Annotated in this window: 12 protein-coding genes; 4 read left to right on the top strand and 8 right to left on the bottom strand. The window is 54.0% G+C overall.

Annotated features, from left to right (window positions below; translation table 11 throughout):
• Nucleotides 1–135: 135 nt before the first annotated feature.
• The gene (locus A3841_RS10865; RefSeq protein WP_073852327.1) at nucleotides 136–2,409 is read right to left on the bottom strand and encodes an aconitate hydratase; all 2,274 of its coding nucleotides are present in this window, start codon (nucleotides 2,407–2,409) and stop codon (nucleotides 136–138) included.
• 266 nt (nucleotides 2,410–2,675) lie between these two features.
• Between A3841_RS10865 and A3841_RS10860 the strand changes: the two genes are divergently transcribed.
• On the top strand, nucleotides 2,676–3,851 hold the full coding sequence (locus tag A3841_RS10860; protein ID WP_073852326.1) for a peroxiredoxin family protein: 1,176 nt from the start codon (nucleotides 2,676–2,678) through the stop codon (nucleotides 3,849–3,851).
• A 916-nt stretch (nucleotides 3,852–4,767) separates the two neighbouring features.
• On the opposite strand, the gene A3841_RS10855 is transcribed toward A3841_RS10860, so the two are convergent.
• Together A3841_RS10855 and A3841_RS10845 are read right to left on the bottom strand one after the other, a co-directional pair.
• A complete protein-coding gene (locus tag A3841_RS10855) occupies nucleotides 4,768–5,406 on the bottom strand; it encodes a class I SAM-dependent methyltransferase (protein WP_235861363.1) in 639 nt (212 codons plus the stop codon).
• A gap of 289 nt (nucleotides 5,407–5,695) precedes the next feature.
• Nucleotides 5,696–6,673 carry a polyprenyl synthetase family protein gene (locus A3841_RS10845; protein WP_073852324.1) on the bottom strand — a complete coding sequence of 326 codons (978 nt, stop codon included), beginning with the start codon at nucleotides 6,671–6,673 and terminating at the stop codon, nucleotides 5,696–5,698.
• A gap of 302 nt (nucleotides 6,674–6,975) precedes the next feature.
• Here A3841_RS10845 and A3841_RS10840 point away from each other — a divergent pair, with 302 nt between their 5' ends.
• Together A3841_RS10840 and folK are read left to right on the top strand one after the other, a co-directional pair.
• Nucleotides 6,976–7,821 carry an alpha/beta hydrolase family protein gene (locus tag A3841_RS10840; RefSeq protein WP_073852323.1) on the top strand — a complete coding sequence of 282 codons (846 nt, stop codon included), beginning with the start codon at nucleotides 6,976–6,978 and terminating at the stop codon, nucleotides 7,819–7,821.
• Nucleotides 7,814–8,299 (top strand): 2-amino-4-hydroxy-6-hydroxymethyldihydropteridine diphosphokinase, encoded by a 486-nt coding sequence (gene folK, locus A3841_RS10835; RefSeq protein ID WP_073852322.1) that lies wholly within the window; start codon nucleotides 7,814–7,816, stop codon nucleotides 8,297–8,299. Before A3841_RS10840 ends, folK begins: the two co-directional genes overlap by 8 nt.
• 61 nt (nucleotides 8,300–8,360) lie before the next feature.
• Here the strand turns inward: folK and A3841_RS10830 are convergent, their stop codons facing one another.
• Nucleotides 8,361–9,212 (bottom strand): glycoside hydrolase family 16 protein, encoded by an 852-nt coding sequence (locus tag A3841_RS10830; RefSeq protein WP_083610303.1) that lies wholly within the window; start codon nucleotides 9,210–9,212, stop codon nucleotides 8,361–8,363.
• A 584-nt stretch (nucleotides 9,213–9,796) separates the two neighbouring features.
• Between A3841_RS10830 and A3841_RS10820 the strand changes: the two genes are divergently transcribed.
• Nucleotides 9,797–10,327, top strand: coding sequence for a GNAT family N-acetyltransferase (locus tag A3841_RS10820; RefSeq protein WP_073852320.1), 531 nt, complete (start codon nucleotides 9,797–9,799; stop codon nucleotides 10,325–10,327).
• Nucleotides 10,328–10,335: 8 nt separating this feature from the next.
• On the opposite strand, the gene A3841_RS10815 is transcribed toward A3841_RS10820, so the two are convergent.
• The 4 genes from A3841_RS10815 to A3841_RS10800 form a co-directional block, all read right to left on the bottom strand.
• Nucleotides 10,336–11,136 (bottom strand): CPBP family intramembrane glutamic endopeptidase, encoded by an 801-nt coding sequence (locus A3841_RS10815; protein WP_073852319.1) that lies wholly within the window; start codon nucleotides 11,134–11,136, stop codon nucleotides 10,336–10,338.
• Between the two features lie 147 nt (nucleotides 11,137–11,283).
• Complete coding sequence (gene fabD, locus A3841_RS10810) at nucleotides 11,284–12,162, bottom strand: ACP S-malonyltransferase (protein WP_073852318.1); 879 nt, start codon at nucleotides 12,160–12,162, stop codon at nucleotides 11,284–11,286.
• Nucleotides 12,163–12,314: 152 nt separating this feature from the next.
• The gene (locus A3841_RS10805; RefSeq protein ID WP_073852317.1) at nucleotides 12,315–12,749 is read right to left on the bottom strand and encodes a thiol-disulfide oxidoreductase DCC family protein; all 435 of its coding nucleotides are present in this window, start codon (nucleotides 12,747–12,749) and stop codon (nucleotides 12,315–12,317) included.
• A complete protein-coding gene (locus A3841_RS10800; RefSeq protein WP_235861362.1) occupies nucleotides 12,749–15,514 on the bottom strand; it encodes a T9SS type B sorting domain-containing protein in 2,766 nt (921 codons plus the stop codon). The genes A3841_RS10805 and A3841_RS10800 overlap by 1 nt, the downstream gene beginning before the upstream one ends.
• Nucleotides 15,515–15,580: the final 66 nt, after the last annotated feature.

Here is a 15,580-nt window from a genome sequence, read left to right as displayed (position 1 = left end):
TGAAGGGATAAAGGAACAAGCTCGGTGAAAGTATCCTGTGTCAGAAGTATAGACTTAACTCCAGCTCACACAACCGAAATAAAAAAGGCCCCACCAACTGGCGGGGCCTTTCTGTTTATAGTTGCAGTTCAGCAATTAAGCGTTTTGCCCATGCTGCTGACGGATCAGGTTGAGGGCAGAACCGGCTTTGAACCACTCGATCTGGCCTTCGTTGTAGGTATGGTTTACCATGAAGCTGTCCTGGGAGCCATCCTTGTGGTGCAGCACTACTTTCAGTTGCTTACCTGGCGCAAAGCTCTCCAGACCCAGGATATCAATGGTATCTGTCTCCTCGATCAGGTCATAATCCGCTTTGTTGGCGAACGTCAGGCCTAACATACCCTGCTTCTTGAGGTTGGTTTCGTGGATACGTGCGAAAGACTTCACGATAACGGCACGAACACCCAGGAAGCGTGGCTCCATGGCCGCGTGCTCACGGGATGAACCTTCGCCATAGTTCTCATCACCAACAACTACCGTACCAATGCCGGCAGCCTTGTAGGTGCGTGCTGTGGCTGGCACCGTGTCATACCCGCGGGTCATGTCGTTGTATACGCTGTTCGCCTCGCCGTTGTATGCGTTAATGGCTCCGATCAGCATGTTATTAGAGATGTTGTCGAGGTGGCCACGGTACTTCAACCACGGGCCTGCCATGGAGATATGGTCGGTGGTACACTTGCCTTGTGCCTTGATCAGCAGCTTCAGCCCTTTCAGGTCAGTGCCTTCCCATGGCTTAAAGCCTTCCAGCAGTTGCAGACGGTCGGAGTTCGGGTCTACCACAACCTCTACCGTGCTGCCATCCTCGGCTGGCGCCACGTAGCCGGCGTCTTCCACAGCGAATCCTTGCGTTGGCAACTCAATGCCGCGCGGCTCATCCAGTTTCACCTGCTGGCCATCCTTGTTTGTCAGGGTGTCAGTCAGCGGGTTAAAGGTCAGGTCGCCGGCAATGGCAAAGGCGGTTACGATCTCCGGTGAGGCCACGAACGCGTGCGTGTTCGGGTTGCCGTCGTTACGCTTGGCAAAGTTACGGTTAAACGAAGTGATGATGGAGTTCTTTCGGGTTGGGTCGTCGGTGTGACGCGCCCATTGGCCGATGCACGGACCGCAGGCGTTTGCCAGTACCACGCCACCCATTTCGGCGAATGTATCCAGCAGGCCGTCGCGGGCTGTCGTGTAGCGTACCATTTCAGAACCTGGCGTGATAGTAAATTCCGCCTGGGCAACCAGGTTTTTGGAAACAGCCTGCTCTGCGATAGAGGCGGCACGCGTCAGGTCTTCGTAAGAAGAGTTGGTACAAGAACCGATCAAACCCACCTCCAGTTTAGCTGGCCAGCCATGCTCTTTCACCACAGCGGCGAACTGCGAGATTGGCCAGGCAGCGTCCGGAGTGAACGGACCGTTTACATGCGGCTCCAGCGTGTTCAGGTCGATCTCGATCAGCTGGTCGTAGAAGGCGGCCGGATCGGCGTACACCTCATCGTCGGCACGCAGGTGCTGCGCTACCTCGTCGGCCATCTGCACTATTTCCTCGCGGTTAGTTGCATTCAGGTAAGCACGCATGCTGTCGTCGTAGCCAAACACCGATGTGGTGGCTCCGATCTCGGCACCCATGTTACAGATAGTGCCTTTACCCGTACAGGACATAGACTCGGCACCTTCGCCAAAGTATTCTACAATCGCGCCAGTTCCGCCTTTCACGGTCAGGATACCGGCCACTTTCAGGATCACGTCTTTTGGAGAGGTCCAGCCACTCATTCTGCCGGTCAGCTTCACGCCGATCACTTTCGGGAATTTCAGCTCCCATGGCATTCCGGCCATCACGTCCACGGCATCCGCGCCACCCACACCAATCGCCACCATACCCAGTCCGCCTGCATTAGGCGTGTGGGAGTCCGTGCCGATCATCATACCGCCCGGGAAGGCGTAGTTCTCCAGCACTACCTGGTGGATGATACCGGCGCCCGGCTTCCAGAAGCCGATGCCATACTTGTTAGAGACAGAAGCCAGGAAATCGTATACTTCCTTGTTCTCCGTGTAGGCGTCCTGCAGGTCAGAGTCAGCACCCACGCGGGCCTGAATCAGGTGGTCGCAGTGCACGGTGGAAGGCACGGCCACCGTTGGCTTACCCGCCTGCATGAACTGAAGCAAGGCCATCTGTGCCGTGGCATCCTGCATGGCCACCCTGTCCGGCGCGAAGTCCACGTAAGACTGGCCGCGCTCGTGCGCCCCTGTAGCCTTCCCTTCGTAAAGGTGTGAGTACAGGATTTTCTCTGTCAGGGTGAGCGGCCTGCCGACTTTCTTGCGGGCAGCAGTCACACGCTCTTCCATGCCGGCATATACCGCCTTGATCATTGCTAAATCAAATGCCATAGTTTTGCTATTGTTATTGTTTTATAATCTATTTTATGAAGTCCACAAATGTACGAAAACTATATATCTCTAAAAACATAAGCCTTCACGAATATAGGTTGCTACATTATGAAGCAGCAAAGCTGCCCGGGATGCGGATTCTTCCTACTTATCCATACTTTTGTATCCCGGTTACCGGGCTTGTCCGTAACCTGAAACATCACTTTAGTAATACCTATACCGGCCTTATTTTGTTTTTAGTACTGCCGGTAACATCCTGTAATTCTATGACATCCACCAACAACACCATCAAGGCCGGCAGCTGGCGCGTGGCCCTGCAGCATGCCGAAGGAAAAGAGATACCCTTTATTATGGAGGCCGGGGAGAAGAACGGCAACTCGGTGCTTTACCTGGTAAATGGCGAGGAACGCATCCTTGTAGACGATGTAGAGCAGCGGGACGACGCTGTGAGAATCGGCCTTCACATTTTTGATGCCGACCTGATAGCCAAGGTAAAGGGAGATAAAATGACCGGCCACTTTGTGAAGAACGACACCCCGGAGCCATACGCTATGCCATTTACAGCGGAGCATGGCAAAGAGCATCGCTTTGAGGCCAAACCCGCCCCTGCCACCTTTGATTTTGGCGGGAAATGGGATGTAGTGTTCGCGCCCCGTGATGGGAAGCCTTACAAGGCCATAGGTGTGTTTGCGCAACAGGAGAACGATGCCACCGGCACATTTATGACCGAGACAGGCGATTACCGTTTCCTGGAGGGGCAGGTGGCTGGCGACGAGTTAAAGCTATCCACTTTCGATGGGAACCACGCTTACCTGTTCACGGCCAAGCCAGCCAGTGACAGCACCCTGACCGGCCACTTTTACGCCGGCCTGAAAGGCTACGAGAGCTGGACCGCCAAACGCAACCCCGACGCCAAACTGGCCGGCGCCGACACACTCACGTTCCTGAAACCAGGACATGACACGCTGTCGTTCACGCTCCCGAACCTGGAGGGCAGGCAGGTTTCACTGTCCGATGACAAGTATAAGGGCAAGGTGGTGATCGTGCAATTGCTGGCGTCCTGGTGCCCCAACTGCATGGACAGCACCAATTTCCTGGCGCCCTACTTTGACCAGAACAAGGACCGTGGCCTGGAGATCATTGGCCTGGGCTTTGAGCGTAGCACGGAGTTTGACAAAGCTGCCGCCCGGCTAAGAAAAATGCGGGAGCGCCTGCACGTAAGATATGATTTGCTGGTAGCCGGAACCGCAGATAAAGAAGCCGCCGCTTGTCTGCTTCCGGCGCTCAACCACGTCCTCTCCTTCCCCACCACCATCCTCATCGGCCGCGACGGCAAGGTACGCAAGATATATACCGGCTTCTCAGGCCCCGGCACCGGCAGGTACTACGAAGAATGGGTAGTTGATTTTAATAAAACAATGGACAACTTGCTGGCGGAGTAATTTAGTTGTTGGTTGATCGTTTTTCGTTAATTGAAGTATAAAATTGTAAGGCCGTTGCTGTAAAAGTAGCGGCCTTCTGCTTTATATGAATGGTGCAAGTTCCCAGATTTATACCCAACCATGGCGTCGGGTTTGCAACCCAACTGGCTTGAAAAGCTATACTTTATACTTGGGCTATACTTTATACTTCAGTTTATACTTTCATAGCTGCTGCCGGCGTTAGCGTCCGCTTGTGCCTCTTTATACTTGAGCTATACTTTATACTTCTCGCTGTTTCGGACATCCTTGTCCGAAACTAATTCTGCTGCGGATTTCCTAATCCGCGTAAGCCATACTTTTATACTTGCTGATTTAAACTCCCTCAGCCGCTGATTCCCTCTTTTTGACACAAGCTATACTTTCTAGCTTCCGCTGACCCTATTGTTCCCACAAACCTACATTTGCATCTCTAGCAGTGGTGCTCTCTAGCCCGAGAGGGCTCGTCTTTGGGCATCGCGCTGTGTTCCCTCCTTGCCTCGCTCTCGCTCGGCATGCCCTTAGCGGGCACCGGATCTCACAAGGCGCTCAACCCAAAGACTGGGATCAGATTCAATAGCCACGGCTATTTGTCATCTCGACAATCGGGAGAGATCTGATTAGAATTCCAGATAGATCTCTCGCGCTGCTCGAGATGACATGGTGGGGAGCAAGTATAATTCCTTCTCTAGAGGTGCGTGTTTATACTTGTAGGGAAAGGTCGCGACCTGCCCGCGCGAAGGCAGCAGCAATGCAGCTTATACTTTGGAAGTGGTAATTACAGACTCCCCTCCTTGGCTAAGTCTTGGATCCCGAACTTGTTTCGGGGGAGGGGCAGGGGTGGTTGGACCCCATAACGGAAAGCTCCCTCCCCTGTTTTTAGGGGAGGGTTGGGGCGGGGTTATTTTCGAAGCCTTACAATTCGAAATGTTCCTTTCAAAGCTGCCGGCTCATTCAACTCTATACTAAGCGAAGTATGGCGTACGATATTGCCTATACTTCGGTTGATGTCGGAAAACAGTGTACTGGCAACCTGGTTCAACAACCGGCGAAGTATGGATGGCTTCTGTCCATCGGCCAGAAACTTATCGAACACCATCACCGTGCCGCCTGGCTTGAGCACCCGCTCCACTTCTTTAATGCAGGCCACCGGGTCCGGGATAACGGCAAGTATGAGGTGAAGTATAACCGCATCGAAAGAGGCATTCGGGAAAGCCAGCTGCTGCCCGTTCATGACCTGCGCGTTTACTGGTATCTGCAGTTCATCGGCCCGCTGCTTTAGTTTAGAAACCATACCAGGCGTAATGTCGATGGCGGTGAGGTTGGTGTAGCCTTGCAGGTATGGCAGGTCGAGGCCGGTGCCCGCGCCAAGTATAAGGATGGCATTGTTGGGTTTCGCCTCCAGCAGTTGCACGGAGCGCTGTCTATACTTCCGGAAAATACGGTCGGCTATAAAATCGTAGATGGGCAGGTACAAAGTATACCGCAGGCGGTTCCAGGCGTTGGTGTTCAGGCTCATTTTTGATAGGTCATTTTGCATGTGCAAGCTACCTATCCTACCTATACTGCCCGTTACAAAATTTCGGCCGAGGTTTGTAAAATTTGTCTGAATCAGGAGCTTCAGGATAGGGTTAATTGGCAGGATTTATACTTTGCTGTACCTGTCCAACCACCCCTGCCCCTCTCCCGAAACAAGTTCGGGATCCAAGACTTAACCAAGGAGGGGAACCTGTAACTGCTTTGGCTGAAGTATAAGTTTCATGGCAGCTGCCATAGCGTAGTCAGCCCGCGAATTGTCCCTACAAGGCAATCAACAATCAGCAATTAAATTATTTCTCCCGCTCTATAGTATAGGCGATGAGCTGCTCCAGGGAGCGACGGGAGGGGTTGTCGGGGAAAGTATGAAGTATGGCCAGCGCCTCGGCGTGGTACTGGTTCATCGCATCGATGGTATACTGTATGCCGCCGGACTGCTTCACAAAATCAATGACGTACTGCACGCGCTTGTTATCGCCGTTGTTGTTTTTCACGTTGTAGATCACGCGGCGCTTGGTCAGCCAGTCGGCCTCGCGCAGGGCGTGGATCAGCGGCAGGGTCATCTTCTTTTCCTTGATGTCGATGCCCACGGGCTTGCCGATCTCGGCAGTGCCGTAATCAAACAGGTCGTCTTTGATCTGGAAAGCGATGCCCACTTTCTCGCCGAATAAGCGGGCTTTCTCGATTTCTTCTTTACAGGCACCGGCAGAGGCCGCGCCCACGGCACAGCAGGAGGCAATAAGAGAGGCAGTTTTCTGGCGGATGATGTCGAAGTATACGTCCTCGGTAATATCGAGGCGGCGGGCTTTCTCGATCTGCAGCAGCTCCCCTTCGCTCATCTCCTTCACCGCGTTCGACACGATCTTGAGCAGCTCGTAATCGTCGTTCTGCAGCGAGAGCAGCAGGCCTTTGGAGAGCAGGTAGTCGCCCACGAGCACGGCAATCTTGTTTTTCCAGAGCGCGTTTACTGAGAAAAATCCGCGGCGGTAGTTGGCATCGTCCACCACATCGTCGTGCACCAGCGTAGCCGTGTGCAGCAACTCAATCAGGGCGGCGCCGCGGTAGGTGGTATCCGCTATGTTTTCGTTGAAAAGCTTGGCTGAGAAGAACACGAACATAGGCCGCATTTGTTTTCCCTTGCGCTTCACGATGTAGCTCATGATCCGGTCCAGAAGCAGTACACGGGTCTTCATCGAAGCCCTGAACTTCTTTTCGAACAGCTGCATCTCGGGCGCAATGGGCGCCTGTATTTCCTTTAGACTTATGCTCATGTGTTAAGTGCGCAATATTACGTCCTCCACAAGTGCTTTCCAAACATGGGCTGGCAAAACAGCATTTAATTGTATTAATTGTTAAATTGCTCAGTGGTTAAATTGTTAGATGGCTAAAATGTAGGCTTTAACCCAGGCGCATACGTTAGCAAGCCTGTAACCTTTGCCTCTTAAAGTGCAAGCCTGTAACCTTTGCCTCTTAAAGTATTGTATAGACTGAAGCAACTGGAGCAGGATTAAACCGGGTATAGCACAGCCACCTAAACAACAATTTAACAAGCAGTAACTAAGCAATTCAAGTGATGAAAGTTGATTTTGTAGTATACCCCGGCCACGGCCGCCCCTTTACCGCCGACGCCACTTACCAGCCCGACAGTTCCCCGAAACCTGTGGTGATCTTTGCCCACGGCTTCAAGGGCTTTAAGGACTGGGGGCATTTTAACCTGCTGGCCACCTACTTTGCCAAACAGGGGTTCGTGTTCATCAAGTTTAACTTCGCCTACAACGGCACCACGGTGGATGATCACGCCGACATGCACGACATGGAGGCCTTTGGGCAGAACAACTTCAGCCTGGAGCTCGACGACATGCAGGCGCTGATCGAACTGCTGCACTCCGACAACCCTCCTATGGAGAAAAATGAGCTGGACCTGCGCCGCATTTACCTGATCGGCCATAGCCGTGGCGGAGGCGCTGTGATTCTGAAAGCGGCCGAAGAACCGCGCGTGAAAGCCGTGGCTACCTGGGCGAGCGTAAACCGCTACGACAACCGCTGGGACGACCTGCAGATGGAGCAGTGGAAAGAAAAAGGCGTGCAGTATGTGCCCAACGCCCGCACCGGCATGCAGATGCCGCTCTACTACCAGATCGTGGAGAATTTCATCGAAAACAAGTACCGCCTGGACATTCCTTCGGTGGTAAGACGCCTGCAACAGCCCCTGCTTCTGCTGCACGGCGAGCAGGACGAAACGCTGCCTACCCAGATGGCCCACGACCTGAAAACCTGGAAGCCCGATGCCGAGCTGCATCTGCTGCCTGAAGCCGACCACTCCTTTGGCGGCAAGCATCCTTACGAGCAGGACGAGTTACCCGAAGCCGCCCGCGCCGCCGCCGATCTAAGTATAGATTTCTTCCGCCGCCATGCCTAAGCTATACTTGCTCCTGGGCGGCAACCTCGGCGAGCGCACCTTATACTTGCAACAGGCCCGCGAAAGTATAAACCAACAGGTGGGCACCCTGGCGCGCAGCTCCAAAGTATACGAGACCGCCGCCTGGGGCAAAACCGACCAGCCCAGCTTCCTGAACCAGGTACTGGAGGTGCAAACAGCGCTTACGCCGGAAGAGGTGCTGCAACGCATAAACCAGATCGAGCAGGAGCTTGGCCGGGTGCGGCACGAGCACTGGGGTGCCCGCATCATCGACATCGACATCCTTTTCTACGACAACCTGGTGCAGCAAACCCAGCGCCTCACCATCCCGCACCCGCAGCTGCACCTTCGCCGGTTTACGTTATTGCCGCTGGCAGAGCTGGCTTCGGAACTGGTGCATCCGGTGCTTGGCAAAAGTATAAACCAGTTGCTGCAGGAGTGCCCCGATGAGCTGGAAGTATGGGCGTTTGAGGGGTGAGTTACTTTCTTAGTGATAGGCGGGTGTGTACTTTCAAGTCTAAGCCCAGAGGAATTTGCACCTACTTCCGCTGCTGGTATACCCGGACATAGTCGATCACGTACTCCTGTGGCAGTACCTGATCATCAATCGGGCCCGGCCAGCTGGCTCCCATGGCTAAGTTAATGAGGAGGTAAAAAGGCTTTCGGAATGGATTTCCTTCTTCTTCCCCCGCCTCGTTCAGCTGGAAAGTATGAAATTTCTGGTCGTTAAAGTAGATATCTATCTTTTCTTCATCCCATTCCATGGCATACACCTGGAATGCGTTGTGTAAATCTTTTACTTTTATTTTGCCTCCGTTGGAAGTGCTGCGCTGTGGCGGTGTGCCTGGGTAGTGGACCGTACCATATATTTCGTCTGGCTGGTTGCCAACAAATTCCAGGATGTCGATTTCACCGCAGTATGGCCAACCCACCTCGCTCCGGTTTACGCCCATCATCCAGATAGCCGGCCAAATGCCAGCACCTTGCGGCAACTTGGCCCGCACTTCCACACGGCCATACTTCCACTCGCCTTTGCCAAGCGTGTTTATACTTGCCGAAGTATACTGCGCCTCAGCATGCTGCTGTTTCCAGTCGTTCGATCCCGGCGTAAAGGCAGCGTTTGGGTAGGGCTCCTTCCGTCCCGTGATGGTCAGTACGCCATTCTGCACCCAGGCATTTTCTTGCCGGGCAGTTGTGTAATACTGCTGTTCCTGGTTCCGGATATGGCCTGTCTCGTAGCTCCATTTCTTCGGGTTAGGCAATCCTTTGTAGCGGAACTCATCGTGCCAGACTAATTTCCAGCCCTTCTTATGGCGTTGGGCAACAGAGGGTTGGGCAGCACTCACTATCAGTGCCAGCAGAAGCGTGCAGCAGGATAAAACTTTGATCATAGTGTGATAAGTATTGTTTCTGTTTATCGGAAAGTCGGCCTTGGCAACTGCTCGGTTCTGATCCGATTCTACGCCTGCTCTTCCCCTTGTTCATGCTCCCCTGTTAATCCATTCTGAATCTAAGTAAAAGAAGGACTCCGTGCCGAGACATCAGGCAAAATAGGCAATGTTATCGTAAACGCAAATCTTAATTATGTCCTCTAAAAGAATAAACATACCTTTCCCCGGTGTACAAAGGCACAAAAGCATACTTTTGTTCGTATTGAAAACAGCTGTTCCTGCCCGTATCAGGATACATTACACAGAGCTGGTGCTCCCCACCGTTTGAAGGCATTTAAAATAAAAACGGGCTGCAGTAAATCCCCGGATAATTTATCCTGAGTGTATTGATGCCGAATCTAAATTTGCCTCTTCGATGGGTGATAGTGTGGTTGGCGGAGCGGACATCCTACAAGTTGCTCCCGGGGCTCTTCCGTCAGGCTGGTGCACGAAATGGATGCGGTCGGAAGGTCTTTGCTGACAGAAAGAGGGATGCCTGGCCGGCTATGATGCAGAAAATGGATAAACTGATAAAAAAATAAATCTTGGATAACTTCCAGACTTTCGAAACAGAGCGGCTGCTCCTGAAACCGACTTCCTACGAAGACGCTCCTTTTTTACTGGAACTGCTCAACACGCCGGAGTGGCTCCAGTTTATCGGCGACCGCAACGTTAGGTCCGTAAAAGCCGCTGAAAAGTATGTTAGCACCCGGATTCTGCCTCAGCAAAAACGCCTCGGATACGGTAACTATACAGTTATCCGGAAAGCTGACGGCGTTAAAATCGGCTCCTGCGGCCTCTACGACCGGGAAGGCCTGGAGGGCATCGACATTGGCTTTGCATTCCTGAAAGAGTACGGCGGGCAGGGCTATGCTTTTGAGGCAGCCAGCAGGCTGAAAGAAGCTGCTCGCAGCATCTTCGGAATCAGGCAGCTTGCCGCCATCACCATGAAAGAGAACTTTGCCTCCCAAAAACTACTGGAAAAGCTGGGCCTGAAGTATAAAGGACTCATCACCTTACCCAACGATGACGAAGAGTTGCTGCTGTACCAATTATCCTTTCCCATCCAAAGCTAAAAATAGCCCTAGGCTAACCTTCCCTCCTCTACCTGCACATGCTGTCTGGGTCTGTGGGTTGCTTTCAGCGCAAAGTATACTGCCGGTAGCATCAAAGCAGTTACAAGCAAGCTGATGTACTCATACAGCGGCCCTTCCTGCACATTTTCCAGTTGCCAGACACCGTTCCCATCAAAGCCATACATCACCCTGTACATCATGTTGCCACCCCAATGCAAACCCAGCGACATCCAGATGGAGCCGGTCTTGAGCACAGTATAGGCAAAGGATGCCCCCAGTAGAGCGGAGAAAACCACATTGGACGGATCGAAGCCGGCATTCCAGATATCATCCAGGGCATAAAGCAGGGTGGCCGTGAACACATACCAGGTCAGCAGTTGCCGCCGCTTAAAGCAGGCAAACCAGTAGCCGCGAATCGTGATATCGTTCAGGATGGAGGAGAAAAACATTGCCAGCAGCGCCTGGGCCAGCATCGGAAGTATAAAGGATAGATCATGTAGCCCTGCCACCTCGAATTTGCCGAACTTATAAAAGCTCCAGTACTTTAAGGCATAAACAGAGAACCCGATCAAAAAGCCGACGCCCAGGTTTTGCAGCCAGCCCCTGTGCCGCTCCAGCCCCAGCGACGCGATGCCCTGCAGTTTAAGCAAGTACCTGCTGACCAGAAAAGCCAGCACGAAAAAGCCCGCCCAGTAGCCCAACCACAGGGCTATTTTGCCGGCATCGAACAGGCGGGGCAACAGGTGTACGTACAGGCTCAGCAGCACGAAGCCAACCAGCCACACTGCCAGCGGGGTTTTCTTTTCCATGATTCTCCCTGAATTATGGAAGGTAATTTAAGCTTTTGTTCTTTATAGTAAACAATTCATACTTCTTTTTATGAAAGTATAAACGCCCTCCCCAGCAAAGGCCAGAGAGGGCGTTTATACTTATACTTCTATACTTTGGCCAGATGCCTACTCGGCAGAACTCACTTCGGCAGTACGTTCTATTTTCTTCACCAGGCCCTGCAGTACTTTGCCCGGACCGCATTCCACAAAATGGGTGGCGCCATCGGCTACCATTTGCTGCACCGATTGTGTCCAGCGTACGGGCGCCGTCAGCTGCTTGATCAGGTTCTGCCTGATCTCCTGCGGATCCGTGTGCGGCTGGGCGTCCACGTTCTGGTAGATGGGGCAAATGCCCTGTGAGAAAGTGGTTTCTTCGATGGCTTTGGCCAGCTCTTCCTCGGCCGGCTTCATGAGCGGCGAGTGGAACGCGCCACCCACCGGAAGCGGCAGCGCACGCTTGGCACCCGCCTCTTTCATTTTCTCGCAGGCTATTTCGATGCCTTTATTCGAGCCGGAGATCACTAGCTGGCCGGGGCAGTTATAGTTGGCTGCTACCACCACTTCACCTTCAATAGAAGCGCATACTTCCTCTACCTTCGCATCGTCCAGGCCAAGTATGGCGGCCATGGTGGAGGGGTTCGCCTCACAGGCCGCTTGCATGGCCATGGCTCTTTTGTACACCAGTCGAAGGCCATCCTCAAAACTCAGCACTTTGCTGGCCACCAGTGCCGAGAACTCGCCCAGCGAGTGGCCCGCTACCATATCCGGAGCGAAATCCTTGGCTACGGCCGCCTGCGCCACCGAGTGCAGGAAAATGGCCGGCTGCGTCACTTTGGTTTGCTTCAGCTCCTCGTCGGTGCCGTTGAACATGATCTCGGTGATGTTGAAACCCAGGATCTCGTTTGCCTTGTCGAAAAGCTGCTTTGCCTCTTCGTGCTGCTCGTAGAGGTCTTTGCCCATCCCTACAAACTGAGAACCCTGTCCCGGGAAAACGTATGCTTTCATTCGTTGCTCGTTATTAGTTTTTCGTTATTCGATTCTTCCTCTGATTACTAAATGGCTAAACTATGACTAGATCGATGCTCAAAGTATAAATCTATACTTACCAGATTTATACTTTTCTAAAGTAGTCATTCAACAATGTAGCCATTCAACAATTAGAATCCTCCCACAAACCTGGCCCTTTGCTCGGGGCTTGGCAGCATGCAGGATTCGGTGCGGCCGGCTATGCGGTAGCGGTTACGGGCCACCAGCCGGTACACAAAATTGCGGAAAGATACAGGAATAATGCGGAACACAGCAAGTATGGACAGCGGAAAGTCGAGGTAACCGGCAATGCGCAGGGCCGCCTCAGACTCGGTGTAGACCTTGCCCTTCTCATAGAAAAGTATGGAATCGGGCATAGGGTCAGGGAGTTGGGCTCCGGGCACCAGCGCCTCCAGCACCCCCGACTGCAGGGCGGCAAAGTATAAATCCTGGCGTTTGTTGTACTTCAGTACCACCTGCACACTGCCCTGGCAAAAGCCGCAGGTGCCGTCGTAAAACACAACGGGCCTCCCCTGCAGCTGCTCCAGGTCTGGTAATTCTTTCATTAGCGTACAATCTCCACCCAGCCTTTGTAGGTGGCGCGGGCCTTGGCCGGGTCTAAAGTATAAAACTCAATTTCTGCCTCGTAGTAGTAGGTGCCGTCGGTCAGGCGAATGCCGTCGTTATCAACGCCAGGCCAGTTAATGTAGCGGCCTTCCCCTTCGGTTACCTTTCCGCCGTCGTACACCTGCACGCCCCAACGGTTGTATACTTTAAAGCTCATACTCTTGATAAAGGCCTTTACCTTAGGCCGGAACACGTCGTTCAGGTTATCACCGTTCGGGGTGATGATGTTCGGAAGTATAAGCGAGATACAGTTATCGTTGCACACCTCGTTGCTGAACGCGCTTTCACGACCGGTCACATCCGTGGCCGTTACCACATAGCAACCCGCGAAGGATTGCAGCCCGCTGTGCGTGTACGTTGTGGCGGTGGTGGTATCGAGGCGGGTATACTCGGCATCCAACGTTGGTTTAAAGTATACGGTGTAATAGGCAATCTCCTGGGTACAGTCCGGGGAAGTATCCGGCAGCCAGTTCAGCACGTTCTCGTACGGCGGCTCGGTCGGGTTCTGGGCAAACAGGTTACAGTCGAGCTGTGTTATACTTAGCTCCGGCGGACAAATGTTCTTCGGCAGCGTGATGCACACCAGCTGGCTGTTGTTGAGCAGCGGTTCCGGCAGCCCCTCTATCTCGTAGGTGCCGGCTGTTTGCACATAGTAGCAGTACTCTTGCCCGCGCACCAGTTCCTCGCCGTTGAACGCACCGGCATCCGTGTAAGAGCCTCCCGTTGTAGTAGCCGTCACGCTGTCTATCAAGGTAAACTGCCCGTCTGCTGTGCGGCGATAGATATAATGCTGCAGCACCTCATTCTTCCACGGCACATCGTAGGTCCAGTTCAGGCCAATCTCTTTCGCATCACCTTCGGCGGGCGCTGCTTCCAGGTACACGCTCGATGCCTCGGCGCTATCCCGAAGCACGGTTGGCTGGCCTCCCGGCCGCGGTGTCTGGTAAAACTCAAGGCGGTAACGGTAGGCGTTTTCCACGGTGTTCAGCCCCTTGTCCACAAACGTGGTGTCGGCCATGTTGCGGGTGCGCTTCACCTCGGTAAAGCCAGCTCCGGCCTCCATGCCTACCTTGCGGTATAGCCTGTACTCCAGCGGCGGGGTCAGTTTCTCCACCTCTATCGGCTGAGACCACTTCACGGTGATCTGCCCGCTGGCCTGGTCTGTCTCGTCTACGGTTACATTCGTTAAGTAGGGGATGTCCTGGTCGATCACCACGCATACTTCCAGGGAGGCTAGGCTCTCGCCGCGCGGCTGCGCCGGGAAGGTGGCGTATATGATGTAGCAGTACTCCACACCGGCTTTCAGGTTCGGGTCGTCATCGAAGAAGGTCACCTCTCCGGCATCCACCTCCCCTATCAGCACGTAGCCTGTGGAGGCCGGCACGCCGGTCTGGCACTCCTCCGGCACAAAGTTGCTTGGCCCCTCGCGGCGGTAGATGCGAATCTTGTCTGCGTTCTGGCAGATGTAGGAATCCCAGGTCAGGGTGACGTTCCGGTCTGCGCTGGTGGCGTCGAGGTTCTGCGGCGGCGGCCCGATCACCCGGATGTTCCAGGGCTGCAGGTCCGCCAAACGCTCATCGCCGTTTGGCCGCACGTCCTCGGCACGGAAAACGACCTGGTACGGGGCCTCGCGCACATCCTCGCAGGTGGTGTTCCAGATAAACAGACCTGTGGCTGAGCCCGGGTTGTTGGTCCTCTGCTCGAACGTGGCCGGCGGCACAATGCCGCTACCCGCCACGGTCAGGTTAATCAGGTCCCCGTCAGGGTCTGTGGCCCGCACGATGCCGCGCAGGGTGGTGCCGGCTACCACGCAGGTATCCTTGGGCTGCAGCACGGGTGGCCGGTTCTCGTTCTCCTCTACGTTGATGCGCATGTCGCGCACCACCTCGCCTATCTTCACGGCGCCGCCTCCGGGGCCGCGCCGCCACTCCTCCACCACAAAGGCGATGTTATACCTGCCGGCAAGGCAGGGCGCATCCCAGGTAAGCTGGCCGGTAAACACATCGAGCGTGAAAAAGGCAGGGCCGCTATCATCCGAGGTGCGGCAATTGGCCACCTGGTCGGGGTGGCGGTAGCCCGGCACCACGGCAATATCGCCGCTGGGCTGCTGGTAACGCGGCGCGATCAGCTTAAAGGCAAGGCTGTCGCCGTCGGCATCGTAGGCACCGGGGTTGTGCACGAACCTGCGGAACATGGCCGCATCGTCGATCGGCTCCACGGTGAGCACCGGGGTGGAGTTAAAGCCACGCAGGGCGTTGATATCGATGGTAGTGGAAATGAAGAACGAGCGCTGGTCTGATGGCGCTGCCATGTTCAGGATGTTGTTGTCGCGGTTCTCCCCGATCCAGTAAGTCGTATAGTTGCCATCCGAAGGATAGGTAAACTCCCACTCAAACACCTCCCTGTCGGTCTCCGAGTTGATGGGGGTGACAGACTTGCGCTGTACGGTAAGGGTGGTATTGCCAGATCCTGTATAGATTGTCACCTCCGGGTCCTCGGCCTGCGAGAAATGGTTGGTGTAGATAATCATGGTAAAGAAAAAGCGGCGGGGGTTGGGGTTCGGCGTCGTGTCCCGCTTGGCCGTAATATCCCCTGCCCTAATATGCGTAGCCTGCACCTCCGAGGAAGCACCCAACAGCAACAAAATCAACACCCACAACAGACTACCATGCAGCAGATACTTGAGGCGTATAAGTTTAAGCATAGATGAATTGCGTTAGGCAGTAAATATAGTATAATCTTAAACTAACTTTATACTAAAATGTTGTCT

It is taken from the genome of Pontibacter flavimaris, from assembly GCF_001907195.1.
GTDB classification, from domain to species: Bacteria; Bacteroidota; Bacteroidia; order Cytophagales; family Hymenobacteraceae; genus Pontibacter; species Pontibacter flavimaris.
The sequence above is the reverse complement of the archived record's forward strand: the minus strand, read 5'-3'. Positions and strand labels throughout refer to the sequence as shown.

Bases quoted from the DNA above. Each gene is read 5' to 3' on its own strand.
- A3841_RS10805 (WP_073852317.1), bottom strand. From the start codon at position 12,749: ATGAAAGAATTACCAGACCTGGAGCAGCTGCAGGGGAGGCCCGTTGTG.
- A3841_RS10840 (WP_073852323.1), top strand. From the start codon at position 6,976: ATGAAAGTTGATTTTGTAGTATACCCCGGCCACGGCCGCCCCTTTACC.
- folK (WP_073852322.1), top strand. From the start codon at position 7,814: ATGCCTAAGCTATACTTGCTCCTGGGCGGCAACCTCGGCGAGCGCACC.
- A3841_RS10860 (WP_073852326.1), top strand. From the start codon at position 2,676: ATGACATCCACCAACAACACCATCAAGGCCGGCAGCTGGCGCGTGGCC.
- A3841_RS10815 (WP_073852319.1), bottom strand. From the start codon at position 11,136: ATGGAAAAGAAAACCCCGCTGGCAGTGTGGCTGGTTGGCTTCGTGCTG.
- fabD (WP_073852318.1), bottom strand. From the start codon at position 12,162: ATGAAAGCATACGTTTTCCCGGGACAGGGTTCTCAGTTTGTAGGGATG.
- A3841_RS10855 (WP_235861363.1), bottom strand. From the start codon at position 5,406: ATGCAAAATGACCTATCAAAAATGAGCCTGAACACCAACGCCTGGAAC.
- A3841_RS10845 (WP_073852324.1), bottom strand. From the start codon at position 6,673: ATGAGCATAAGTCTAAAGGAAATACAGGCGCCCATTGCGCCCGAGATG.
- A3841_RS10830 (WP_083610303.1), bottom strand. From the start codon at position 9,212: ATGATCAAAGTTTTATCCTGCTGCACGCTTCTGCTGGCACTGATAGTG.
- A3841_RS10865 (WP_073852327.1), bottom strand. From the start codon at position 2,409: ATGGCATTTGATTTAGCAATGATCAAGGCGGTATATGCCGGCATGGAA.
- A3841_RS10800 (WP_235861362.1), bottom strand. From the start codon at position 15,514: ATGCTTAAACTTATACGCCTCAAGTATCTGCTGCATGGTAGTCTGTTG.